We start from the raw sequence: 24,785 nt of genomic DNA, 5'->3' as shown, positions 1-24,785 counted from the left end.
AGTAGTCCCGGGCGATCAGGGGAGTTTTCCCGACACATCAGTTCCCCAGACACGATCGATGGTATCCCGGTAGTGCTTGTCGTAATCGTAGAACTCGACATCAAGACCAAGATCCGCCGCTGTGAGCTTGCCCATAGCGAGCAGAAGCGTATACGCAGCCACGACTTCGTCCCGGTTTGCGCTGACAAGACTGACCTGCGTGTCTAGAAGCTCCTGTTCCGCATCCAGGACATCAAGCACAGTCCGGGCACCAACGGTAGCTTCCTGCTGGACGCCGTCGAGGGCGATTTCAGCCGCATCTACACTGGATTTTAGAGCCAGAATTTGGGCTACCGAAGTCTGCCATGCCTCATAGGCACGGGCCGCGAGGTCGACCGTATCGCGGCGAATCGACTCCACCACGATCCGGGACCGGTTGGCATTCTCCTTCGCTGCGCGGACGCGCGCGGAGACCTGCCCCTTCTGATAGATTGGAATGATGACCTGAGCCGTAACGGCAAACTCGGTCGTTTTGTCGTCGTTGAAGCCGCTGTCCTCGGCATATTCGGCAGAGCCGACAAGATTCACGGTCGGCAGCAGCTCGCCAAACACCAAATCAATTGTCTCACCGAGGCGTCGCTCATCGAATTTGGCGGCAATCAGCGAAAAATTATTGATGACTGACTGCTCAACAGCCTCTTCCCGGCTCTCGGGCAAGGACGTAACGATGTCCGGATCTTCCAGTTCACTCGGTACAGTACCGACGACACGTTCGTACGCCACCCGCGAGCTGATCAGATTGCCTTCCGCCTGGATCAGGTCGGCCTCGGCAATGGCGACGCGGGCTTCGGCCTGCGCCACATCGGTACGCGTCACCTCACCAACCTCGAAACGATCCCGTGTTGCCTGAAGCTGGGTCTCCAGGCGTGCCCGATTCTTTTTCTGCAGTTCGAGGACAGATTGGTTCCGAATCACGTTCATATAGACGGTAAGCGCATCGAGCAGCGTGTTTTGCTCTGTACTGAACATGGTGGCGCGCTCTTGCTGCACACTATATTCGGCCGAGTTGACGTCCGCTTCCGTGCGACCGCCACGATAGATCGGCTGGGTCACCGTAACGTTGGCCGATTTCGGCGTCGTGTTGCCGTCAGCTGACGTGGTGTTGGTATCTACATCGGTTTTCTCGAAGCCGACAGAAAGTGTCGAGGAGACCGTCGGCAGCCAACCGCCCTTGGCTCGCGGGACGCCTTCATCAACGACACGCAGGCTTGCCCGGGCGGCATTGAGGGTTGGGTTGGTCCGATAGGTATAAGAAAGGACTTCAGAAAGCGTTTCGGCGGTGACTGGTGGTGCAGAAACGCCAAGAATGCAAGCTGACACTGTCAGCATCGCGGCCGTGCGATGCAATTTCTTCATACCCGTCACCCGTGTCATCCGAGATCTTTCCGCTTTAACAAAAAGCAAACGTGAGAATCTAAAAAACGAACTTCGGCTCATTCCGGAACTCCGGGAGCAACGGCACGGAGGCGTCGAAAACCACCCGCTTGGAAACCGTCGTCCCGAATTTTTCGACAAGCACGGCGTTACCCTGCCGCGCTCCGTTCTCATATAGTATCGTGACCAGTCTTCCGCCATCGGCAAGTTGATCGGTAATCGATTCCGGGATTCGTTCAACCCCGCCGCCGATAACAATCAGGCTGTAAGGCGCTTTCTTTATATAACCGCCAAGCGGATCACCCGCGACAATCGCCGCATTATCGACATCAAGCGAACCGAGCCGTTCATTAGCACCACTGACCAGCTGCTCGTCCTGCTCGACACCGTAAACCGTCCCGGCAAGATGCGACAGGATGGCCGTCGAATAACCACACCCGCACGCGACATCCAGTACTTCGTCTGCCGAATCAGGCAACGCGATCTGCAGCAAGCGGGCAAAAACCATCGGCTCCATCAGAACCCGGCCGTTGCCAAGGTTCAGATCCTCGTCGACATAGGCGACGCCCATTAACTGTTTGGGGACGAACAGCTCCCGTGGAACAGCTTCGAAAGCGTCAATGATCGCCGTATCAGTGACCTTGTTTGTCCTGATCTGACTCTCGACCATGTTGTGGCGTGCAGTGGCGAAGTCCGTCATTTCGCGACAGTGCTCCAGCATGTGAAAAGGCAGGCCAATGCGCGGCCTTGTGGCAGTTATACTTTGAGGGGTTTTTGAACACAATCCAGATACCACCCCAGATACCACCCAAGGGAGGAACGGCCTGTCATCGGCCGCACCGATAACCGCCATGAAAAAATATCAGATTGCCGCCGTCCCCGGTGATGGCATTGGCCCGGAAGTGATCGACGCAGGCGTTGAAATCCTCGAAGCGCTCGCCGCTGACAGTGCGGATTTCGAGCTTACATTCGAGCATTTCCCCTGGGGCGGCGACTATTATCGCAAGCACGGCGTGATGATGCCGGAGGACGGGGTCGATACCCTACGCCGATTCGACGCAATCCTGTTCGGCTCCGCCGGCGATCCCGATATCCCGGACCACATCACCCTGTGGGGCTTACGCCTGAAGATCTGCCAGACTCTCGACCAGTACGCCAATGTTCGCCCGGCCCGCCTGCTTCCAGGTATTCAGGGGCCCCTCGCCGGTGTCACTGCCGATGATCTCGACTGGGTTATCGTCCGGGAAAACTCGGAAGGTGAATATGCTGGAGCCGGCGGACGCGCCCATGTCGGTCTGCCAGAGGAAGTCGGACTCGACGTTTCCATCTTCACCAGGGTCGGCGTCGAACGAATCCAGCGTTTTGCTTTCGAGCTCGCGCGATCCCGTCCGCGGAAAAAACTTACGCTCGTGACGAAATCCAATGCCCAGCGGCACGGCATGGTGTTCTGGGACAGCGTGTTCGAGCGAATCAAATCCGATTACCCGGATGTCGAGACGGACAAGATGCTGGTCGATGCGATGACCACAAGAATGGTGCTGGACCCGAAGAGCCTGGATACGGTTGTCGCCACAAACCTGCACGCAGATGTGCTCTCCGATCTCGCCGCCGCTTTGACCGGTTCGCTCGGAATCGCACCGACAGGAAATCTGAGGCCGGAGCGGGATATGCCCTCCATGTTCGAGCCCATCCATGGCTCGGCCTTCGATATCACGGGCAAAGGCGTGGCGAATCCGATCGGAACATTCTGGAGCAGCGCCATGCTGCTTGAGCATCTCGGCGAAACCGACGCAGCGTCACGATTGATGTCCGCCATTGAGCGGGTGACTGCGGACGGATCTGTTCTTCCGCGCGATCTCGGCGGCACGGCAACAACGCGGCAAGTGACCGATGCAGTGCTTGCTGCGCTGTCGAAAGGGAATGTGTGATTCGGGTCATTTGTTTCACACAGTGCTTCAACGCATGAAAAGGCATTGACGGGCGTGGAGCGGGCGGCTACCTATCGCGCCCTGTTGGCCCGGTGGCAGAGTGGTTATGCAGAGGACTGCAAATCCTTGTACGTCGGTTCGATTCCGGCCCGGGCCTCCAACTCCCCTTCTGAGAATTTACGCATAATTTCCTCGGCTTGCGTCCCGTAACAGCCTTCCATGCCTGTTTTTGGGCATGAGAAGGCGGCGCTTAAAATGCTCATGCTAAAATTGCCCTACAGGCACGTTTCGAGTTTGCACTCGCCGAAAAGCGCTGCTATATACCGCCACCTCGTCGGGGCACACCCCCGGCGAGCTGCTGATCCCCGGTAGCTCAGCGGTAGAGCAAGCGACTGTTAATCGCTTGGCCGGCGGTTCGAATCCGTCCCGGGGAGCCAATAACAAAAACGGTCGAAACTTCGGTTTCGGCCGTTTTTTTATTTCTCGGCGCACGCCTGCCCGGCATTGTCGCCGGCTTCCATTCCAGCGACCATGCGATCCACTGCCCGAACAGCTGGATTTCAACCATGTTATCTGATGTCCGTATCATCGAGATCGAGGCCCTCGGCCCCGCCCCTTTCGCCTCCATGTTGCTCGCAGATCTTGGTGCTGACGTGATCACGGTGCACCGAAAGACAGCATCGGATGTTCCGGGCAAAGGCGATAACAACCTGCTTGATCGCGGCAAGCGCTCAATCGCCCTCGATCTCAAGGTGCCAGAGGATGTTGCAGTCCTGAAGGCCCTGCTGAGAGGTGCGGACGGGTTGATCGAGGGGTTCAGGCCCGGTGTGATGGAGAGATTGGGTCTGGGGCCGGATGAGTGCCTCGCACTGCAGCCACGCCTTGTCTACGGCCGGATGACGGGATGGGGCCAGGACGGCCCCAAAGCCCGGGAGGCCGGTCATGATCTGAACTATATCGGGCTATCAGGCGCACTCTGGTACGCCTCTCCGGCAGGCACAGCACCTTTCCCGCCCCCGACCCTGGTCGGAGATATCGGCGGTGGCGCGCTCTATCTGGTGATTGGCATCCTGTCCGCCCTGCTGAAAGCCCGTGCGACCGGCCAGGGCACCATTGTGGACGCAGCGATCGTCGACGGCTCGGCGCATATGATGAATCTGCTGATGTCGCTTCGCGCGGCCGGCTCTTTCCAAACGGAACGCGGCCACAGCCTGCTGGACGGGCCGCACTGGAGCCGCACATATCAATGCAGCGACGGCCTCTTTCTCTCGGTTCAATGCCTGGAGCCTAAATTTTACCGGATATTCCTGGAGCGCCTGGGGCTTGAAGGCGATTCGGCGTTCGAACAGCAGTTCGAGGAGTCTCTCTGGCCAAATCTCGGCGCACGGCTTGCTTCCCTCTTCACCGGCCAGTCCCGCGCGCATTGGCTGGCTTTATTCGGGGGCAGCGACGCCTGCGTCGGACCGGTGCTTTCGCCGGATGACGCCGCGACCGATCCCCATATGGTAGCGCGCGGGGTTTGGCAGGATCTCGACGGCCGGCTGCAGGCAGCAGCCGCACCGCGATTCGATGGCAAGAAACCAACACCTGCGTCGCCGAGTCCTTACAGAGGCCAGCACACAGCCGAAATCCTTGCAGAACTCAAAGGTGATGCATCAGCTCGCTGAGCGATGTCGTTTCGGCCAGAACCGCCCGGCATCCAGAAACCGGTTCCATGCATCTTCTATCTCTTGATCGGCGCGGGCCATTTCCTCCCCGTGCCATCCGATGACAATTCCCGACGCCTTCATCAGATCGGGCATGTTCGCTCCGCTCTCCGGAGCAACAAGCGACTCCAACTGCTCAATGCATACCGCGTAGTCGTTTGCATAGCCGAGCAGGTCCTGTAATCGGGCCGCAGACTTGGAAAAGATCTTGGCTTTTCTGGCCTCGAAAAGGGACGAAAAAAACTCAGACGCATAGCGCATCTTCTTCATTTCGAGCCGCAGCTCATGCTTCGCTGCAGTGTTGCCCTGAAGGGCCGTTCGTCCCATTTTGCGAACCTTGCGGTAGCGTTTTTCGAGCTTTGACGCGGCAAATTCCTCACTCCGGGCCAGATGGTCGAAGGCGCCTTTTCTCTGGGAATTAGTCAGCGTTTCTATCAGCAGACCGAGTTGCAGCTGGAAAGAGGTAAACCGGGACGATGCGACGGCTGCCCGGGCGTCTCTGTACCCGGCCTCCTGCCGAGCCTCAGCAAGCGCCCGGAGTTCCTTCAGCGCCGGAATATCCGTGCCAAGAGCGGTCTCGACGGGATCATGAAGATCAGCGATATAAACATCCCATTCGCGCGCCTGGCCGAGGGACCCCGCAAGCCACTTCCCCTCTTCCCTGATGCGATCGATCAGCTCCGTGTCACCGAATGTCCGGAACATCCCGAGCGCGGCTCTCAAACGGCGCACTGCCACTCGCATCTGGTGCGGTCCTTCAGGGTCCATACTCTCCAGAATCGGGAATTCGTTCGCAGCGATCTGCGTCTGGCAAGCCTTCAGGATCGCAACTGCCGATTCATTGATCCGGCTCCCCCGAACCAACGGAGGCCGCCGCCCTTTGACCGGCTTCGGCTCCTTTGGAACCTGCAATTCCCCCGCGCGGGTTGCCTTGCCGCGATATTCGATACGGACCGGAACATCATCGTTGATCGCACATGCCAACTCGAACAACGCGCTTGGCGTACCGTCTTTGAGTTCGAGTTCCAGCTCGGAGATGGCCGTTTTTCGGGTGCCTGAGCGAATCTCGCCGATATCGAGATCCGCCGAAATGAGTGCGTCACCGAACCGTCCGGCGTAGGTTACAAGACGGCTCGTCCTCCGGAAGTCCGTCACGAAAGCGGGCTGCAATCGTCCCCAAATCCCGTCCCGGGTGAGCAAATCCCGAATCTCCGGCGCATGAATAAGGTCGAGAGTCGGCTCTTCGCCACTAACCCAGCCTTCGATCTCAATCCGCTGCGTGATACCGGCCTGCCAGCCGCTACCGATCTTCAGGGTTTGCAGTTTCCTGCGCCCCATCTCCCGGATGCGTAGGTTAATGCCAGCGTTGGCGAGCTCCTTGTCTGGCGTGTCAAAATATGTCGACTTCAGATGAGTGGTCTTGGCCCGCTCACTGCCTGACTTGACCAAAGACGGCAACCTCTTCAGCCGATTGACCCATTTCTCCGAGATCGCGAGCCGCAACTCCGATTCGGTCGGTAATGGCTCTGCTTTCCTACTCATACAAGATCCTTTGGAGCCACAAAGCGGCGTAACCGCCCCTTTCCGGGCGCGATCTCATTCCACGTGTCGATATCGAGCTCAATCTCCGCCAGAGCGCCGGTCGGAAATTTCTCCTGCACACGGGTCAGAGCTTCACCTCCCGCTGTACTACACAGAAACAAGGTTAATTGTGCCAGGCCAGGATTGTGCCCGATAAGCAGCGGCTTTTGAACATTGTCGGGAAGCTCGGACAGAACAGCGAAAATATCGTTCATGCTTGCTTCATAGATCCGGGAGGTTTCCTCGACTGGACAATTGCGGGGTAAATAAGGACGAATAATGTCCCGGGTCTGTACCGTTCGCCGGGCCGACGAGCAGAGAATGAGATCGGGAGCGATCTTCTCCTGCTTCATCATGATGCCTATAACCGCCGCCGAACGTTCGCCGCGCCGGTTCAGCGGCCGCTCAAAGTCACTGTGAGCCGGGGCGTCCCAGCTGGACTTGGCATGACGCAACAGCAAAAGGGTTTTGCTCACCAGGCGGCTCCCATCTCTGAGGGCGATGGTCCCGTATTCTTCAGCGCCATAACCGTTTCAGCCCCCTTTTAAAGAGCGCTAAATTGACAGCGCGTGCTGCTGCCGCCAAGGTCAAACAAGGCGGTTGCCCCGTACCGCATTATGTTTGTCCGCTGGAACCGTTTATGAGCGCCGAAACTCCGCCCCGAAATACCGCGCTCATTGATCCCGCGACAAAAGGTAATCAAATCGATTCCGGAAAAGCAGCAGGTATCCGCCCGCTCAAGCCGGAAGATATCGACAGCCTTGCTCTACTCACCCAGGAACTTCTCGCATTTTATGGCCTTCCGGCGCGAAACCAGCGCTCCTATATGGCCCATATCATGACGTCGGAACTTTTTGAGCGGGACAACAATCTCAAGGTACTGGTCGCCGAAACAACCGCCGGATTGCAGGGATTTATCGCCTATACCGAAGTCTTCGCTCTCGCCAGCTGCCAGCGCAGCTTTTTCATTCAGGATCTTTTCGTCACGAGAAGAGCGCGTGCGTCAGGCGTAGGCGCAGGCCTGATGGCCGAGCTGGTACGACAGGCGGAAGAATGCGGTGTCGAGCAGATCGACTGGACAGCCGATCCCTGGAACGAGAAGGCGACGGCCTTTTACGAAAAGCTCGGCCCGTTGCTGAAGAGCGATAAAATTCTCTATCGCCTCGCCGGGTCTTCCCTGCGTCGATCCATGCAGGAACAGAAACTGTGAAATCCGCACCCGCCCGCTCACATTAAGGGCATACGAACTGGTAAGCGGACGGATCGAACACTAAGTTCGGGGCCTGATGGCCCGCACGTAATACCGGAGAAAAAGAATGCAAATTCGCGATGGCTTCGTCGGCACAATCGGCAATACCCCGCTGATCAAACTGAAGCGCGCGTCGGAGGAAACCGGCTGCACCATCCTCGGCAAGGCCGAGTTCCTTAATCCGGGTGGTTCTGTAAAGGACCGTGCGGCGCTGGCGATCATTCGCGATGCCGAAGAACGTGGCGCCCTGCGCCCCGGCGGCGTGATTGTCGAGGGAACGGCCGGCAATACGGGCATCGGCCTTGCCCTTGTCGGCAATGCGCTCGGTTACCGCTCCGTCATCGTCATGCCGGAAACCCAGAGCCAGGAGAAAAAGGACATGCTGCGCCTTGTCGGCGCGGATCTCCGGCTGGTTCCTGCAGCCCCTTACAAGGACCCGAACAATTACGTGCGGTACTCCGGCCGTCTGGCCGAGGAAATCGCAGCGAATGAGCAGAATGGCGCAATCTGGGCAAACCAGTTCGACAATGTCGCCAACCGCCATGGCCACTACACCACGACGGGCCCGGAGATCTGGGACCAGACCGACGGCACGGTCGATGGCTTCATCTGTTCCGTCGGCAGCGGCGGAACCATCGGCGGTGTCAGCATGGCACTCAAAGAGCGCAATCCGGATGTCACCATCGGCCTCGCGGACCCAATGGGCTCGGCGATCTTCAATCACTATGCACATGGTGAGCTGAAATCAGAGGGTGGCTCTATCACCGAGGGAATCGGCCAGGGCCGGATTACGAAGAACCTCGAAGGCATCACGGTCGATGCGCCGTTCCAAGTGACCGACGAGGAAGCCCTCGATGTGATCTTCAAGCTCCTGATGGAAGAAGGTCTCTGCATGGGCGGCTCGACCGGCATCAATGTCGCCGGCGCCGTCAAGCTCGCCAAACAGATGGGACCGGGTCACACCATCGTCACCATACTGTGCGATTGGGGACACCGCTACCAGAGCAAGATCTTCAATCCGGAGTTCCTGAAAGAAAAAGGACTGCCGGTACCGAGTTGGTTGGTCTGACGGCGCAAAGCGGGAGGAAAACGATGAATTACAAGAATCCAGAAGCACTCGTCGAGACAGCTTGGTTGGCCGAGAATCTCGGCAATCCGACGGTCAAGATCCTCGATGCCAGCTATCACCTGCCCGGCATAGATCGCGACGCGGACTCGGAATATCTCAAAAAGCACATCCCGGGTGCCGGACGCTTCGATATCGACGATGTGAAAGACCCCGCCGCCACCCTGCCCCATATGATTCCGGACGCCGAGACATTCGCGGCGAAGGTCGGGGCGATGGGAATATCGAACGATGACCTCGTCGTCGTCTACGATGTCTACGGTATGATGAGTGCAGCCAGGGTCTGGTGGATGTTCCGGCTGTTCGGGCATGACAAGGTCGCTGTCCTGAATGGCGGGTTGCCAAAATGGCTGACCGAAGACCGGCCCGTGGCCTCAGGCGCGGAAACACGCCCGTCAGCCAGCTTCACGGCGACCTTCCGCAAAGAGCTGGTTACCGACCTTAACGCCCTCAGCGACAATATCGGCAGTGGCTCCAGGGCGGTTCTTGATGCCCGTGCGGCCGAACGCTATGCCGGAACGGCCCCTGAGCCCCGGGCCGGCCTGCGCAGCGGTCATATCCCCGGCAGCCTCAGCATGCCATTCGGTACCCTGCTCAACGCGGACAAGACCTTTCTGCCTGCAGATGCCTTGCGCGACCGTTTCGCGGCCGGTCTCGGCCTTGATTTCGCGCAACCGGTCTCGACGACATGCGGGTCCGGCGTAACCGCCTGCATCCTGTCGCTCGGCCTCTACCTGCTAGGCAAGGAAGACGTCGCCGTTTACGACGGCTCCTGGAGTGAATGGGGCGCGCACCCGGAAACGCCAGTCGAAACATCCTGAAGGAGGACGTCGTGGCTTTGCACGTACGCCCGATTGCGGGCGGCGATATCGATTCCGTTGTCGCACTCTGGAAAGCGGCAGGTCTCACCGTGCCGCACAACGATCCTTATGAGGACATTCATTTCTGCCGCGCCAGCCCCAATGCAGAAATCCTGCTCGGGTTCGATGGTCAGGAACTGGCAGCCGCCAGCATGGTCGGTCACGATGGGCATCGCGGCTGGTACTATTATGTCGGAGTGGCTCCGGGCCGACAGACGAGCGGTCTTGGCCGGGAAATCATGTCCGCCGCCGAGGACTGGCTGCAAGAGCGCGGTGTCGGCAAGGCCCAGCTCATGATCCGGCCTGCGAATACCAGGGTAAAAGACTTCTACGAGCGACTGGGCTATGTCCAGGAAGACCGCCTTGTCATGGCGAAGCGATTTGGCCCGGTGCCGGATTGGCAGACCGGGCAGACAGAAACGACGGTTATCCACCTGGAAATGCTTTCCCGGCCAGACCGGGAGCCTGCCCGGCCGCCGGAGATCGGCAAACGGATCGTGCTGGAACGGATGGCCATTCCCAGCGTGCGATTCTACCGGTTCCTCTATGATGGGGTCGGCGGCGACTGGACCTGGGTGTCTCGCCGGATCATGGATGACGAAACGCTGGCAGCAGCCCTCTCACGCGCGGGAGCCGAGTATTATCTGCTGAGTGTGGATGGAGAGCCGGCCGGGTTCTGTGAACTTGAACGCAGTCAGAACGGCAAGAACGTGGAGCTGTCCTATTTTGGCTTGTTACCGGGCTTCATCGGGATCGGTATCGGGCGCTATTTCATCGACGCGGCAATCGATCTCGCATGGCAGCCGGAAACAGAACGCGTCTGGGTCCATACCTGTGACCTCGATCACCCCCGCGCCCTCGGAAATTACCAGAGAGCCGGGTTCGTGCCCTACGCACGGGAGATCGAGATCCTGCCAGACCCGCGGCTGGCCGGGCTACCGCTCCCTCCGCACGCTTCGGAGCGTGGACACGCGCCGAACAGCCTGTTCCGGGATCATGCGGCCGCGGAAAAACTTCCGTTGGCCGACGGTGCCACGCGCTGACCTCAACTCCATGAATTAGAAATGCGAAGGGCGCGCGCGATCTCTCGCAGCGCGCCCTTCCGGAGGGTCCCCCGTTGTCCCCCCCTCCCAGACTGTATAAGCTCAGACTGTATGTGTTAGTGCGCCAGGATCTGGCTCAGGAACAGCTTTGTACGATCAGAACGCGGGTTCGTGAAGAACTCTTCTGGAGTGTTCTGCTCGACGATCTCGCCGTAATCCATGAAGATCACGCGATCGGCCACTCGCTTGGCAAAGCCCATCTCGTGAGTCACCACAAGCATGGTCATGCCGGATTCCGCGAGTTCGACCATCACGTCCAGCACTTCTGAAATCATTTCCGGATCGAGGGCCGAGGTCGGCTCATCGAACAGCATGATCTGTGGGTTCATGCAGAGAGACCGCGCGATGGCGACACGCTGCTGCTGGCCGCCGGATAGCTGCCCCGGGTATTTATTGGCCTGTTCCGGGATCTTCACACGCTCCAGATATTCCATCGCCAATTCTTCGGCTTCGGCCTTTGGCGTCTGCTTCACCCAGATCGGGGCGAGCGTGCAGTTTTCCAGCACCGTCAGGTGCGGGAACAAATTGAAGCTCTGGAACACCATGCCGACATCGCTGCGGATCGCATCGATGTTCTTCAGGTTGTTGTCGAGCGTCACGCCGTTGACGATGATATCTCCGCCCTGATGCTCTTCCAGACGGTTGATACAACGGATAAGCGTCGATTTACCGGACCCTGACGGGCCGCAGATAACGATTTTCTCACCCTGATGAACCGAGAGATTCACATCTTTCAGGACGTGGAACTCTCCGTACCACTTATTAACGCCAGCCAGTTCAATGACGACTTCATCGCCCTTGGTGGACTTGACCGTTTGTTTTGTTTCGACCTGAGCGTCCATGCTCATGTTGTTAACTCCTTGGCTCGATACGCTGAAAAGGAATGGACCTGCCGGGGGTTATCTCCCGGCCTGCCCTGCTCCCAGCGTCCGTTCAAGATGCTGGCTGTATTTCGACATGACGAAACAGAGAACGAAATACAAAGCTGCTCCGAAGACAAGCGGCTCCGTGTGGATACCGTTCCATTGCGGGTTTTGACTGACTGCCTTCAACATCAGAAGCAGATCATAAAGACCGACGATGGAGACCAGTGTGGTGTCCTTCAGAAGGCCGATGAAGCTGCCGACAATATTCGGGATCATCAGCTTCAGAGCCTGCGGCATGACGATCAGAGTCATCATTTTCCAGTAGCTCAGACCCAGAGCCTGCGCCGCTTCATACTGTCCCTTCGGAATGGCCTGAAGACCGCCACGCACCGTTTCCGCCATATAGGCCGAGGAGAAGATACAAACCGCGATGATCGCCTGAACGATCTTCACCGGATTGATTGCCTCAGGCAGGAACAGCGGCACCATGGTCACCGCCATAAAAAGCACGGTGATCAATGGCACGGACCGGAACAACTCGATAAAGGACACGCAGAAAACCCGGATGACCGGCATTTTCGAACGGCGTCCCAGAGCCAGCACGATGCCGGCCGGAAGCGAGACAGCAATCCCGATCCCGGAAATCACCAGAGTGACAAACAAACCGCCCCAGAGGTTGGTTGATTGCCCGGAGATATCCCAGCTGGATTGCCAAGCAAAAGCGACGGCGAACACAACCAGACAGGCGGCAAATACCGGGTATTTATGCGTGGCTTCCGGCTTTGCGGAAAACCCGCTGGCCTGAACGATAGCCGCCCAGAGCGACTTACCCGTCGCCATGGACAGCAAGGTATGGGCCCAGCTGAAAATGAAGGACGTGATCGCAATAGAGATCATGACCTGAAGGAAAAGGCCCTTTTCGCCCCCGGCGAAGAGATATCCGAGGAGGAACGGAGAGATCAGGATGGCGGATGCGCCAATTGCGATCTTCGATGTCACCCGCGGAAGCCAGAACGGCAGCATCCAGAGGATGAGTGTTCCGAAGCCCAGATTTACCCGCCAGACTTCCTCATCCGGATAGCGGCCATAGATGAAGTTCTTCATCCAATGGCTGACACCGGCCCAGCACGCGCCCGAAAGCCCGACCTTGTCTAGGCACTCGCGACGTGAGTTGGCCTCCCATACGGCATTCACGACCGCCCACTCGAAGGCGTTCGAAACGACAACCCAGATCACATAGAGCGACAGGATGGTCAGGAATGCATTCAATGGGCTACTGAACAGGTTCTTCCGGGCCCAGCCGATTGCACCGACTGTATTCGGTGGCGGCGGCAGGCTCGGTTTCGGGTGGAAGACAACTTCTGAAGACGATGCGTCAAGGTTTGTCATGGCTCACCGCTCCTTCAACTGAACGAGCTTGTTGTAGTAATTCAGTGCCCCGGAAATCGTCAGGCTGACGGTCATGTAGAAGAACATCACCATGGCCACGATCTCGATCGCATGACCGGACTGGTTCAGCGAGGTCTGCATGAAGACCGCAACGAGATCAGGAAAGCCCACAGCAATTGCCAGGGACGAGTTCTTGACCACGTTCATCCAGTTACTGATCAGCGGCGGAACGATTGCTCGCATGGCCTGAGGGATAATCACCAACCGCAGCGTAAGTCCCGGTTTCAACCCGAGGGAATACGAGGCTTCGGTCTGACCGTGACTAACCGACAGAATACCCGCCCTCACCATCTCTGCGATAAAGCACGCATGGTATATTACGAGAGCGATGAAAACCGCGAGGAAAGCCGGTGGAACTGATGATCCGCCAGCGAAATTGAATCCCTTCAGAACCGGGATATCCCACTGCAGCGGAGAGCCGGTTATCAGGAACATCAACATCGGAAAGCCGATAATGATGCCCACACCGGTCCAGAAAGCCGGGAACCGGACACCTGTCGCGTTTTGCCGCCTCTTGGCCCAAATCGCGATGCCATACGCAACGATCACGGATATCAGAAGCGTGACCATGGTCAGCCAGAAAAGATCGCCAGGAACCGGTGCGGGGAAATAAAATCCGCGGTTGTTCAGCTGGAAGAGCTCAAGGCTGAGAATATCGACGCTGTTCTTCGGTCGCGGCAGGATCGCGAAAACAGCGAGATACCAAAACAGGATCTGCAGCAGCAATGGCGTATTACGCAATATTTCGACGTACCAGGACGCCAGCTGCGCAACCATCCAGTTTTTCGAAAGCCGCATTATGCCGACAAAAAAGCCAAGCATTGTCGTCGCCACAATGGCAAGGAACGACAACAGAAGCGTGTTGGTGATGCCTACCAGATAGACCCACAGGTAGCTGTCACCGGCTTCGTAAGGAATAATCGAGAATGCGATCGAGAATCCGGCGGTACTTCCGAGGAAGTCAAACCCGGAACTCATCCCACGCGCTTCAAGATTCTGAGACGTGTTCGAGAAGAGATACCAGCCGCCCCACATAACGGCTGCAAACACGATAATTTGGTAGAATATGGATCGGTAACGTTCGTCGTTCACTATTACTGAGAACGATGAACCCTGTCCCGACGCCCCTCTGTCAACGACAGCCATATAGCCGATCTCCGCGTAAGATTAAGTGATCCAATAGAACAGAGGCCCGGTCGAGTTTCGACCGGGCCTGCTGTCTTGGATGTCTTACCGGAACGGCGGGGAGTACATCAGGCCGCCTTTGGTCCACAGCGCGTTCGGGCTACCGTCGCGCGGGATGCCAATGGCGAACTCACCTTTGGTGCCCATGTACTCTTCGTACACTTCGCCATAGTTGCCGACATGCTTGATGATGCGGACAACCCAGTCCTTCTCGAGACCGAGACCCTTGTTCAGGTCGCCTTCAACACCGAGCATACGTGCCATTTCAGGAGTGGCCGGATTAGCGACCATATCCATGATGTTGGTGCTGTCGATGCCCATTTCTTCGGCCTGAACCAGAGCGAAGACAGTCCACTTCACGATGTCCATCCACTGGGAATCGTTCTGACGAACGACCGGGCCAAGCGGCTCTTTGGAAATCGTTTCCGGAAGAACGACGTACTTGGACGCATCCGGGAACTTCGCACGAGTGGACGCCAGGCTGGACTTGTCGTTGGTGATCGCGTCACAGCCGCCCTTGGCGAAGGTATCGTCACGGACGTTCGAATCTTCGAAGACAACCGGCTCGATCCCGAGATCGTTGCTACGGCTGAAGTCGGTCAGGTTCAATTCGGTCGTGGTGCCTGTCAGCACGCAAACAGTTGCACCCTTGAGCTCAAGAGCACTGCTCACGCCGAGGTCTTTGTCGACCATAAAGCCCTGGCCGTCATAGAAGTTGACGGCTGTGAAATCGAGGCCGAGCTGCGTGTCGCGGAACAGGGTCCACGTCGTCGTGCGGGACAGCACGTCGGACTCACCGTTGGCCATGGCGGTAAAGCGCACCGCGCTGGTCACGGACTGGAATTCCACTTTGCTCGGATCGTCGAAGATCGCGGCTGCAATAGCGCGGCAAATGGCCACGTCACTGCCGTACCAGTCACCTTTTTCGTCGAGCTGATAGAAGCCCGGAGCCGGAGTGCCGACCTGGCACCGCAGAATTCCCCGCTCCTTCACGATGTCCAGCGTGCTTTGCGCGGACGCCATCTCGGCTGTGAAGCCAAGGCTGGCCATCATGCCAAGACCAAGGCCTAAAAGACTCAGTTTCTTCATTCTTAAACCCACCCTGTTGTGTTTAGGTTAACGACGGCCGGTTGTCCCGGTCTGCATACCCCTGACTAAGACTTTGGGATCGCCCCCTTGGATCCCGGTCGTTGTTCACCGTCATGTATCCCCGCTACCCGGCTTTTAATCTCTGCCTCGTCCACTCAACTGGAGCGGAACATGGGCAACCTTGGAACCAGTCTTCATGACAGTAGAGGTAATACCAACACGCCGTTGCCGTGTTTTGCAAGTGCGAGAAAAGCCGACGGTTCAGTAATTCCCATGCCATCACTGCAACTCTTGCGGTTTTTCGGCGGACAACCGTGCTTTTTTGACAATAAAGTTTTAAATGCAAAACCTTATCAATAACCCTCAGAGTTTTCGGAGATCACATGAAAACCGGCGCGAAATCCCGAATGCGTACTCTCATTGCCCACGCGGGACGCGACCCGCATCGAAATCATGGGGTCGTGAACCCACCAGTTTATCACGCCTCGACGATTCTCAAGCCGACACTTGCGGAACTGGAGGCATCCCGGAAACCGGAGTTCGATGGATATCGCTACGGACGGCGGGGAACGCCGACCAGTCGATCCTTCGAGGAAGCGGTCGCCGCACTGTACAGAGCCGACGATGCAATCGCGGTATCTTCCGGTCTCGCTGCAATCTGTTGTGCGATCCTGAGCCAGGTCTCTGCCGGAGATCATATCCTGCTGGCTGACAGCGTTTATTTCCCGACACGGAAATTCGCCGAGGGGTTCCTTAAACGTTTCGGGGTCTCTTCAAGCTATTTCGATCCGATGAAACCCGATGAGCTCGCGGAGCACATCCGGCCGGAGACAAAGATTGTCTACCTGGAAGCCCCGGGAACGATGACTTTCGAGGTCTCGGACATCCCGAAGCTGGCGGCAATCGCACATCAGCACGATGCGACCGTCATCATGGATAACACCTGGGCAACAGCGCTTTACTTCGATGCCCTGGAGCACGGCGTCGACATCGTTGTCGAGGCGGTGACCAAGTATATCTGTGGCCATTCCGACATCATGATGGGAACCATTGCCAGCCGGTCAGCCCACGCCGGTGCAATCCGCGACATGGTTTACATGCAGGGTAACTGCTCCGGCCCGGACGACCTGTATCTGGCTCAGCGCGGCCTCCGGACGATGGCTGTGCGTCTCGCACAAAACGGCGAGACGGCCCTTGCCCTGGCTGAATGGCTGCAGGAAAGGCCCGAAGTCGACCGCGTCCTGCATCCAGCGCTGCCCTCCTGCCCTGGACACGATCTCTGGAAACGGGACTTCACCGGCGCCAGTGGGTTGTTCTCTTTTGTCCTGAAACCGGTATCAAAAACAGCGCTCGCCGCGTTCCTGGACGGACTCGAGCTCTACGGCATGGGTGCGAGCTGGGGCGGTTATGAAAGCCTCATTCTTCCCGGCGATCCTGCCGCGGCCCGTACGGCGACAAAGTGGGAGGTTTCGGGCCAGCTATTGCGCATCCATGCCGGGCTGGAGGACGAAGCCGACCTCATCGCGGATCTTGAGGCCGGTTTCGAGCGGATGGCTGCCCTCGCATGACCGACCTCGAATAACGGGAGCCGGCGCGCTCAGGTCCGATAAGATTGGAAACTGATGCCGCCGGCACGCCCGATCTGCTCGACCAGGGCCACTTCCCAGGTGAGATAGGCATTCATCCGACGCTCCATCTCCGCTTTGCCTGCGTCCTTGTCATAGGGGCGCATATAGACATCATCCAAAGTTGCAAGGGGAGCCCCCATGCCTGCCGCCATTGGCAAACCGGCAGCTTCCCAAGCCTTGTTTCCGCCATCAACGACCGAACAGCGAATGTTACTATCGGCCAGTTCGCCTGCGGCCAGGACAGCCAGCCGCACATCCGCCGCCGTCAGAATGACTTCCGCCACGCCGATCGCCGACAAATCGCCTTCCAGGGTCTCCCTCTTCCCCCAACGAGCACCCTCGGGATGATCATCCCGATGATCCAGACTGCGCGTCAGATCAACAAATACAGCACCGGACCCAATCCGTTGCCGTGCGTCTTCCGGAGAAATCAGATCTGCCGCTGGCAAGTCGCCGAGCAGGAGCGATGCACGCGGACCGCTCTCCATCTGCTGACTGTCGAGCGCGCCTTCGAGGACATAAACCTCCTGCCAGCCGAGTTGCCTGAGCCAGCTTGCAGACATGTTCGCCCGCACCATCTCCGGATCGACCAGAACCACCCGCGCACGATGGGTCGCCATGTAGCTATCGGTCGACTGGACAAGCTGGCCACCCGGCGCATGGCGCGATCCGGCTATGTGGCCCGCCTCGAATTCCTCTGCGGTCCGGACATCGAGAATATAGAGGCTCCGTTGAGCACTCTCCGACCGCCAGCGATCAAGAGTGGCGGCGTCAACACGCCGGACGCCGAACCGGTCTGCCGCAGCCCGGGAGCGTTGCCGCGCAAGATTTGCCCCTTCAGGGCTGACCTGCGGCGGCGGGCGCATATTGCCGTGTTCGAGCTGATAGCCCGCCAGATGCCACCCCATGGTGCCGTTGCGCAGCGCGACAACCTTATTGGGGATACCGGCATTGATCAGCGACTGGGCTCCGATAATACTCCGGGTGCGGCCAGCGCAGTTGACCACAACCGTGGTATCGGGATCGGGCGCCGCTTCCTGCACTCGATAGACCAGCTCGGCACCGGGCATGTCGATTCCCGTCGGGATGTTCATCATGGTGAACTCGCTCATCGGCCGCGAATCCAGCACCACCATGTTCTCCCCCTGCTCCATCATCTGGTGCAGTTCTTCGGCAGAGACAGACGGGGTTTCATACTCGTGCTCGACATATTCGCCGAAAGCCTTGCTCGGCACATAGAGCCCGCTGAAAAGCTCAAGACCGGCCGCTCCCCAAGCGTTCACGCCACCTTCGAGGATGGAGAGATCCGTATAGCCGAGACTGGCCAGACGCTGAGCCGCAAGTTCCGCCAGCCCCTCCCCGCCGTCGCACAAGACAACGGCTGCCGACAACCGGGGCACCTGATCGGCCATGCGCAGTTCAAGATGGCCGAGCGGAATATTGGCCGCGAGGAGGATATGGTTCGCTCCGAAAACCGCTTCCGGCCTTACGTCAACGAGGGCAATTTCACCGGTTCCGTTTAACGCGTCGTGAAGTTCGCGCGCAGTGATCGTCCGGGCCATGGCTGCCCTCCTCCCGCTTTATTTTGCTTCTTCCAGAGCCGCTTCTGCTTCCAGCCACTCCGCTTCAACGACTTCCAGCTCCTGATTCACTGCTTCTTTCTTCAGGATCAGAGCCTTCATGTCCGATGTCGGTCCTTCATACAGCTTCGGGTCAGCGAGCTGTGCTTCGAGTTTGGCTTTACGCTGGTTCAGTTTCTCGATGGTTTTTTCCAGCTCGCGGGCTCGCTTGCGGAGATCCGCAGTTTGCTTGCGGCGATCAGCCGCGTCCTTGCGGGCCTGTTTGCGGTCGTTTTTCTTCTCCGACCCACCCGAGCCGTTCTCGGACCGGGCCGCGGCACGCTCTTCCTGACGCAGCCAGTCTCGATACCCGTCGAGGTCGCCGTCGTAGGGTTTCACGGTCCCGCCCGAGACGAGCCAGAGCCGGTCGACTGTCAATTCAAGCAAGCGCCTGTCATGGCTGATCAGAATAACCGCGCCTGTATAATCGTTCATCGCTTGAACCAGCGCGTCACGAGCATCGATATCCAGATGGTTGGTCGGCTCGTCGAGGATCAATACGTGCGGGCTGTCATAGGTGATCAGGGCCAGCGTCAGGCGCGCTTTCTCCCCTCCAGACAGATGCTTCGACAGGGTTGTCTGCTTGTCCTGTACAAGGCCGACACCGCCAAGCCGTGCCCGGACCTTGTCCGGAGCCGCCCCCGGCATCAGCCGCGCCATATGTTCGGCTGCCGTCGCCTCCGGGTCGAGATCCTCTACCTGATGCTGCGCGAAGAATCCTACGCGGAGTTTGGCTGTGCGGTGTTCGTCCCCGCCGGTCCTCGCAAGCCTGCCCGCAATCAGCTTTGCCAACGTCGATTTACCGTTACCGTTCCGGCCAAGCAGCCCGATCCGGTCATCTCCGTCGATGCGCAGACTGAGGCCACTCAGGATCGGCTTTCCAGGCTCGTAGCCGACGCTAGCATTGTCGAACGTCACCAATGGCGGCGGCAGCTCTTCCGGGTTGGGAAACCTGAACCGGGTGGTTGGCTCGTTTACCGCATCGGGCAGCTTGCCCATTTTCTCCAGCGCCTTGATACGGCTCTGGGCCTGACGAGCCTTCGACGCCTTGTAGCGGAAGCGCTCGATGAAGGATTCCATATGCTTGCGCTGCGCCGATTGCTTGGTGCGCTGTGCCTCGATCTGGGCAAGCCGCTCTTCCCGGGTCTTCTCGAAGCGGTCGTAACCGCCTTGATAGAGGGTCAGCTGGTTGTTTTCGAGATGCAGGATGGCATCGACTGCCTTGTTCAGCAGGCCCCTGTCATGACTGACGATCACCAGCGTCTTCGGATACCGCGCGAGATAGGCCTCCAGCCAGACCGTGGCTTCGAGATCAAGGTGGTTCGTCGGCTCATCGAGCAGCAGGATCTCAGGTTCCGCGAACAGTACCGCCGCAAGCGCGACACGCATGCGCCAGCCGCCGGAGAAACTCGACATGGGCTGGGACTGCATGGAATCCTCAAACCCGAGGCCAGCCAGAATCGACGCTGCCCGTGCTGGAGCGGCATGGGCACCTATATCTGCAAGCCGGGTCTGCACCTCGGCGATCCGCATCGGGTCTTGCGTGGTTTCGGATTCCTGGATCAGCCGTTCCCGCTCCTTGTCGGCGCGCAGCACGACCTCAAGAGGCGTATCCGGCCCACTCGGCGCTTCCTGGGACACCATGCCGATCGGATCTTCCACACCACGTCCGCCGCTGACGAAAATATCGCCGCCATCCGGATGATAGGTGTCGGTGAGCAATTTGAGCAAAGTGGACTTGCCGGTACCGTTCCGGCCGACGAGGCCGACCTTGTGGCCGTCCGGGATTGTCGCCGATGCGGAGTCGAAAAGAGTGCGGCCCGCAATGCGGAAAGTCATGTCTGTAATCTGGATCATGGCACGCCTGATAGCACTTGCTCAGACCGGCGCCAATCCCGCGTGAGTCAGCTTGCAAATTAAGGACGAGAGGTAGAGGCTCTGAGTTCTGCCAAAGGACCGCTCCGTGTCTCCAAAAAAAGTAATCATCGCAGGGGGCTCGATCTCGCCCGCCTCTGCTGTTGCGCCAGTCACGATGCCGCTCGCTGCTCCGGAAGAAAGCCCGAGGCTCGGGTGGATGTATGGCGCCGTCTGCATGACCGGCGGCATCGGTCTGGTGACCTTGAATGACGGGATCGCGAAGTGGCTGACCGATGTTTATCCAGTCGGACAGCTCATTGCTTTGCGCGGCGTGCTGGTTCTGGTGCTGATTTTCGGGTTCGCCTTCATGACCGGACGGCGTCGCCAGCTTCGCGTCACCCATTGGCGCTTCCAGCTCGCCCGTGCCGCCATCATTGTTTTAAGCACTTACAGCTTCATCTGGGCGCTGAAACTCATGGCCATTGCCGATGCAACGGCGATCGCTTTCGCGGGTCCTATCGTGACGGCAGCCCTCGTCGTTCCGCTTTTGGGCGAGCAAGTCGGCTGGCGGCGCTGGATGGCGATCCTGGTCGGTTTCTGCGGCGTTCTGATCATGGTGAAGCCGACCCCCCAGACCTTTTCCGCCGTGGCGCTGCTGCCACTCTTCGCGACAGTCATGGGGTCCTTCCGGGACATTGTGACCCGCAAGATGCATAGGACCGAGAGCACACTCTCGATGCTGGCAGTGGGGATGAGTTTCGTGACCCTGTCGGGCTTTGCCAGCTATCCATTCACCGAATGGCAGCCGGTTGCCATGGGCCACATCCTGCTGTTCGGATTGAGCAGTCTCTTCGTCGGCGCCGCGCAGTTCCTCATGATCGAGGCATTCCGCTATAACGAAGCCGGTTTCGTCACCCCGTTCAAATACACCAGTATGATCTGGGCGGTGCTGATCGGATTCTTCGTCTGGGGGGATGTCCCGGATCTCTGGATACTGGGCGGGACAGTACTGGTGATCAGCAGCGGGCTTTATATCCTGTACCGCGAACGGGTCCGGCGGCGGCAAGCGCAGGTTGCGTCATAGAGCTGAAATTTCGGCTCGCTTGGGAGGACTTTTCGGGGCAATGAAGGTGTATTCACGCACACCGGCCGCGAGAGCATAGCAAGCCAGTTCAACTGCTTTGGGGATATCGAGTGACTCACCGTCACGCTCCCCCTTTTCATAATACTGGATCATGCGGCGCTTCAGACCTAGCGCCTCCGCCATTTCCTTCTGCGAGAGCTTCAGGAATTTTCTCAGCTTTTTGAATTCACCGGACGTCATGCCGCCTCCTTGAGAAGCGCATTATATGCGCATTCGAAGACGATGGCATCGGAGAATTCATCCCGGTGAACAGGGAGGAACGCATCAGGCGTCCCTCCCCATGTTTCCAGCCCCTCAGACTAAAAGGTCAGCTTGATGCCTGTAATGGCATATGCGGCCTCGACATCGCCGACGCCGGCTGTGTCACTCGTATATTCCGAATAACCGAGCGTGCCCTGCAGGGAAACGCCCGGACCGAGGATGTAACGTCCGCCGAGGGCAAATGTGTCACGATCCGCCTGCACACTGGCCGGGGCCGTGCTCCCTGCAAGACCGTCGCGTTCACCATGGAGATAGGTGGCGCTCAACCCGTATGGGCCGAAATCATAGGCGGCACCGATAACATAGGCATCGCCGTCATTGACGCCGGAATCCTGAAAGCCGGCGTATGAGCCGCCAACCTGGAACCCGGCATAATCAACCGTGAGACCGAATGCGTATGCTTCCGGTTCCGGATTGTTTCCCGCTGCCTCAAGGAACGTGCCGTAACCCGCAGACGCCCCGACCTTCACGCCATTGAAATCACGGGAATAGTCGATCCCGGCCATGACGCCGTCGGTCAGGCTGCTTGTGTTGCGGTCCGGCAGGACATTGCTGTCCTGGGCGCTGTCGGGCGCATAGGAAAGGCCGACGCGGAAACCTTCAACACGCGGCGTGTAGTACGTCAGTTTTGTCGAATCGTTAGCCCGGCCAGGCTCAATGAAGGTACCGCCGAACGGGGCGCGAAAATAACCGGAGTTGCTGATCGAAGTAGTTCCGCTCAGCTCCCAATCGACGGTGTCTCCGGAATTGATCCCCATTCCGTATTCTTTCGGCGCGACATGCGTTTTGTAGAGCGCTGAATTTTCGTCACCGATGTCAATCTGACCGAAATTGCCGCGAACCGTCAGATAGCTCTCGTCAATCTGGTCACTGCTGTTGGTGTTGCCCTCAAGCTGAACATTGATCCCGACTTCAAGACCGTTATCCAGCGTGGTGAAGCCCTCGAAATGGATCTCCGTGTCCGACTTCACATCGAAACCGGAAAGATCCTGAGTGGTGTTCCCATCGTCCTGAATATCCGTATAGCCGAACCATTGCTCGGCGTAACCGCCAACACCGATCCTCAGCTTTTCCGCGGCATCAGCAGGGGCCGCGGAAACGATAAAGCCTGCGGCAACAAGCGCTGTGGTCTGAAGCAAGGCCTTTTTGGGCTGCGCAAAATTTTTCATCCGTTATCCCCATGCACCCGACAGGAACAGCCTGCCAAAATGCTATCTAATGTCAAAAACGATCCTGCAACCGGAAACAGCGTGCTGACCGGTGACCCTCAGATGTGAATAAGTACAATCATGTACAATAACACCATCCCGGACAAAGTCATGCGCAGGCCGTGACACAGCCAGAAAGGCCCTCTCTGCAACGGTTAGAGAGATAAGTTCCCGTGCGGAAACAGATCGTATCGAGTTGCAAGGTATTGAAAAACACCCCCCCCCGCACTTAAGAGCGTTCCTGGTGCCCGCATGCCGACGGCACCACCCGCCCCCGGAAAGGGAATGTGATCTTGTTTTAGGAATGAGAAACAGAAATTGGCGACCCCGGCAGGACTCGAACCTGCAACCGTCGGATTAGAAGTCCGGTGCTCTATCCAGTTGAGCTACGGGGCCGCGAAAACTGGCGAGATCAGTGTGTCCAGGTGCCCCAGGTCGCAAAGCGGTCGGCCGCGAAGTTGTCGGCATAGGCCTTCGGCTTCAGGCTCCGCTTGTGGTCGCCCTGCACGATGTAGTCGAGCTCGTGCTTCTTGGCGTAAGCAACGGCCTCTTCCTTGGTCTCGAAAGTCAGCCGAACCTGATTGTTTGTATCGCCGCTGCTGACCCACCCCATGAGAGGTTCCGGAACACGGGCAGTATCGAGGGTAGGCTCCAGCACCCAAAGCTTGGTCTTCGCACGCCCAGACTGCATGGCCGTTTTGCTCGGCCGATAAATCCGCACTGACATATGAAATCTCTCCTCGTACCCGAGACCCTTACGGACCTTCCAGCGTCCCAGTGAGACACCCTTGGGTTTCGTATCGCTCAAAGGCGTTGCGAGGTCAATGCAGCAGAGACTCAGCTTTTCGGCCGGACGATCTTCGGCCCAAGGTTTTCGATGACCTCTTTGGCCATGTATAGGTCCGCTTTATTGTCGGAAAGCCCGGGGCCGCCGACGATAATTTCCGCGATAGCCTCGTAGCGGGTGATCGGTACGCTTTCGTCAGGGCCGGCATAAACACGATGACGGAAGTAATATCCTCCGTGATAGCCGTAGTAGCCGTACCCGGCATATCCGAAGGGCTCATAGGAATAATTCAAATAGCGGTCGGTCTTTTCAACATCGCGCTCGACCACGAGAAAATAGGCAGCCCCCTTCTCCAGCGTGAGCTCCGCCGCGCGGTACAACAGGTACGTCTCGACCGTTTCACGATCTGTGGACGAGTTGCCGCTGAAACTGACCCGGAAGCGGTTGCTTTCAATGCTGCTGTCCTTATAGCCGAAGCGATCCGACAGAGGCGCATAAGGCGTCGGAGAAGCGCACCCCGCCAGAACCGGTAACAACAGAGCCAGAAACAGCAATCCGGATATTCTCATCCGAGGAGTCCTGAAATACGACCGTTCAATGTTCATGGCATTGCTCCCGGTTGGCCATAACCCGCCAAAACGGCGCGACCACAACAAAAGATAATAGGTCTCATTCTCATTTTCCAGATGAAGGTTCCTTCAGCGGAGCTACACCTTCAATAAAATG

General features: G+C 58.2%; 22 protein-coding genes and 3 tRNA genes. 10 read left to right on the top strand and 15 right to left on the bottom strand.

Going from position 1 to position 24,785, the window contains the following annotated elements:
- Positions 1 to 15 precede the first annotated feature (15 nt).
- Positions 16 to 1,413 carry a TolC family outer membrane protein gene (locus tag VOI22_RS04670; protein WP_323795404.1) on the bottom strand — a complete coding sequence of 466 codons (1,398 nt, stop codon included), beginning with the start codon at positions 1,411 to 1,413 and terminating at the stop codon, positions 16 to 18.
- Between the two features lie 40 nt (positions 1,414 to 1,453).
- Positions 1,454 to 2,113, bottom strand: coding sequence for a protein-L-isoaspartate O-methyltransferase (locus VOI22_RS04665; protein WP_323795403.1), 660 nt, complete (start codon positions 2,111 to 2,113; stop codon positions 1,454 to 1,456).
- Positions 2,114 to 2,264: 151 nt separating this feature from the next.
- On the opposite strand from VOI22_RS04665, the gene VOI22_RS04660 reads away from it, so the two are divergent.
- The 4 genes from VOI22_RS04660 to VOI22_RS04645 all read left to right on the top strand — a co-directional run bounded on the left by VOI22_RS04660 (position 2,265) and on the right by VOI22_RS04645 (position 5,008).
- On the top strand, positions 2,265 to 3,341 hold the full coding sequence (locus VOI22_RS04660) for a tartrate dehydrogenase (protein ID WP_323795402.1): 1,077 nt from the start codon (positions 2,265 to 2,267) through the stop codon (positions 3,339 to 3,341).
- A gap of 86 nt (positions 3,342 to 3,427) precedes the next feature.
- Positions 3,428 to 3,501, top strand: a tRNA-Cys gene (locus VOI22_RS04655).
- Between the two features lie 202 nt (positions 3,502 to 3,703).
- Positions 3,704 to 3,778, top strand: a tRNA-Asn gene (locus tag VOI22_RS04650).
- A gap of 129 nt (positions 3,779 to 3,907) precedes the next feature.
- Positions 3,908 to 5,008 (top strand): CaiB/BaiF CoA-transferase family protein, encoded by a 1,101-nt coding sequence (locus VOI22_RS04645; protein ID WP_323795401.1) that lies wholly within the window; start codon positions 3,908 to 3,910, stop codon positions 5,006 to 5,008.
- Here VOI22_RS04645 and VOI22_RS04640 read toward each other — a convergent pair.
- Together VOI22_RS04640 and VOI22_RS04635 are read right to left on the bottom strand one after the other, a co-directional pair.
- Positions 4,997 to 6,589, bottom strand: a complete 1,593-nt coding sequence (locus tag VOI22_RS04640) for a CYTH and CHAD domain-containing protein (protein WP_323795400.1) — start codon at positions 6,587 to 6,589, stop codon at positions 4,997 to 4,999. The two genes, VOI22_RS04645 and VOI22_RS04640, sit on opposite strands and share 12 nt — an antisense overlap.
- Positions 6,586 to 7,104, bottom strand: coding sequence for a histidine phosphatase family protein (locus VOI22_RS04635; protein WP_323795399.1), 519 nt, complete (start codon positions 7,102 to 7,104; stop codon positions 6,586 to 6,588). The genes VOI22_RS04640 and VOI22_RS04635 overlap by 4 nt, the downstream gene beginning before the upstream one ends.
- A gap of 164 nt (positions 7,105 to 7,268) precedes the next feature.
- Between VOI22_RS04635 and VOI22_RS04630 the strand changes: the two genes are divergently transcribed.
- The 4 genes from VOI22_RS04630 to VOI22_RS04615 all read left to right on the top strand — a co-directional run bounded on the left by VOI22_RS04630 (position 7,269) and on the right by VOI22_RS04615 (position 10,906).
- Positions 7,269 to 7,838 carry a GNAT family N-acetyltransferase gene (locus VOI22_RS04630; RefSeq protein WP_323795398.1) on the top strand — a complete coding sequence of 190 codons (570 nt, stop codon included), beginning with the start codon at positions 7,269 to 7,271 and terminating at the stop codon, positions 7,836 to 7,838.
- 106 nt (positions 7,839 to 7,944) lie between these two features.
- A complete protein-coding gene (locus VOI22_RS04625) occupies positions 7,945 to 8,946 on the top strand; it encodes a cysteine synthase A (protein ID WP_323795397.1) in 1,002 nt (333 codons plus the stop codon).
- A 23-nt stretch (positions 8,947 to 8,969) separates the two neighbouring features.
- Positions 8,970 to 9,824: a 3-mercaptopyruvate sulfurtransferase gene (gene sseA, locus VOI22_RS04620; protein ID WP_323795396.1), complete on the top strand. Its 855-nt coding sequence runs from the start codon at positions 8,970 to 8,972 to the stop codon at positions 9,822 to 9,824.
- Positions 9,825 to 9,835: 11 nt separating this feature from the next.
- Positions 9,836 to 10,906: a GNAT family acetyltransferase gene (locus tag VOI22_RS04615; protein WP_323795395.1), complete on the top strand. Its 1,071-nt coding sequence runs from the start codon at positions 9,836 to 9,838 to the stop codon at positions 10,904 to 10,906.
- 116 nt (positions 10,907 to 11,022) lie between these two features.
- On the opposite strand, the gene VOI22_RS04610 is transcribed toward VOI22_RS04615, so the two are convergent.
- The 4 genes from VOI22_RS04610 to VOI22_RS04595 form a co-directional block, all read right to left on the bottom strand.
- A complete protein-coding gene (locus VOI22_RS04610) occupies positions 11,023 to 11,814 on the bottom strand; it encodes an amino acid ABC transporter ATP-binding protein (protein ID WP_028465155.1) in 792 nt (263 codons plus the stop codon).
- A 51-nt stretch (positions 11,815 to 11,865) separates the two neighbouring features.
- Complete coding sequence (locus VOI22_RS04605; RefSeq protein ID WP_323795394.1) at positions 11,866 to 13,221, bottom strand: amino acid ABC transporter permease; 1,356 nt, start codon at positions 13,219 to 13,221, stop codon at positions 11,866 to 11,868.
- A 3-nt stretch (positions 13,222 to 13,224) separates the two neighbouring features.
- Complete coding sequence (locus VOI22_RS04600) at positions 13,225 to 14,259, bottom strand: ABC transporter permease subunit (RefSeq protein WP_323795393.1); 1,035 nt, start codon at positions 14,257 to 14,259, stop codon at positions 13,225 to 13,227.
- A 252-nt stretch (positions 14,260 to 14,511) separates the two neighbouring features.
- On the bottom strand, positions 14,512 to 15,555 hold the full coding sequence (locus tag VOI22_RS04595; protein WP_323795392.1) for an amino acid ABC transporter substrate-binding protein: 1,044 nt from the start codon (positions 15,553 to 15,555) through the stop codon (positions 14,512 to 14,514).
- Between the two features lie 407 nt (positions 15,556 to 15,962).
- Here VOI22_RS04595 and metC point away from each other — a divergent pair, with 407 nt between their 5' ends.
- A complete protein-coding gene (gene metC / locus VOI22_RS04590) occupies positions 15,963 to 17,123 on the top strand; it encodes a cystathionine beta-lyase (RefSeq protein WP_323795391.1) in 1,161 nt (386 codons plus the stop codon).
- Between the two features lie 29 nt (positions 17,124 to 17,152).
- Here metC and VOI22_RS04585 read toward each other — a convergent pair whose 3' ends face one another.
- Together VOI22_RS04585 and VOI22_RS04580 are read right to left on the bottom strand one after the other, a co-directional pair.
- Positions 17,153 to 18,745 (bottom strand): rhodanese-like domain-containing protein, encoded by a 1,593-nt coding sequence (locus VOI22_RS04585; RefSeq protein WP_323795390.1) that lies wholly within the window; start codon positions 18,743 to 18,745, stop codon positions 17,153 to 17,155.
- Between the two features lie 18 nt (positions 18,746 to 18,763).
- On the bottom strand, positions 18,764 to 20,659 hold the full coding sequence (locus tag VOI22_RS04580; RefSeq protein WP_323795389.1) for an ABC-F family ATP-binding cassette domain-containing protein: 1,896 nt from the start codon (positions 20,657 to 20,659) through the stop codon (positions 18,764 to 18,766).
- A 106-nt stretch (positions 20,660 to 20,765) separates the two neighbouring features.
- On the opposite strand from VOI22_RS04580, the gene VOI22_RS04575 reads away from it, so the two are divergent.
- Positions 20,766 to 21,743, top strand: coding sequence for a DMT family transporter (locus VOI22_RS04575; RefSeq protein WP_323795388.1), 978 nt, complete (start codon positions 20,766 to 20,768; stop codon positions 21,741 to 21,743).
- On the opposite strand, the gene VOI22_RS04570 is transcribed toward VOI22_RS04575, so the two are convergent.
- The 5 genes from VOI22_RS04570 to VOI22_RS04550 form a co-directional block, all read right to left on the bottom strand.
- Entirely contained in the window at positions 21,738 to 21,983 is a 246-nt protein-coding gene (locus VOI22_RS04570) for a helix-turn-helix transcriptional regulator (protein WP_323795387.1), read from the bottom strand. The two genes, VOI22_RS04575 and VOI22_RS04570, sit on opposite strands and share 6 nt — an antisense overlap.
- Before the next feature lie 119 nt (positions 21,984 to 22,102).
- Entirely contained in the window at positions 22,103 to 23,233 is a 1,131-nt protein-coding gene (locus VOI22_RS04565) for a porin (protein ID WP_323795386.1), read from the bottom strand.
- Positions 23,234 to 23,591: 358 nt separating this feature from the next.
- Positions 23,592 to 23,668 (bottom strand) — tRNA-Arg (locus VOI22_RS04560).
- 16 nt (positions 23,669 to 23,684) lie between these two features.
- Positions 23,685 to 23,999, bottom strand: a complete 315-nt coding sequence (locus tag VOI22_RS04555; protein WP_028465165.1) for an ETC complex I subunit — start codon at positions 23,997 to 23,999, stop codon at positions 23,685 to 23,687.
- A gap of 110 nt (positions 24,000 to 24,109) precedes the next feature.
- The gene (locus VOI22_RS04550; protein ID WP_323795385.1) at positions 24,110 to 24,628 is read right to left on the bottom strand and encodes a CC0125/CC1285 family lipoprotein; all 519 of its coding nucleotides are present in this window, start codon (positions 24,626 to 24,628) and stop codon (positions 24,110 to 24,112) included.
- Positions 24,629 to 24,785: the final 157 nt, after the last annotated feature.

Source organism: Nisaea sp., from assembly GCF_034670185.1.
Classification (GTDB): Bacteria; Pseudomonadota; Alphaproteobacteria; order Thalassobaculales; family Thalassobaculaceae; genus Nisaea.
This window is presented reverse-complemented; position numbering and strand designations above follow the sequence as displayed.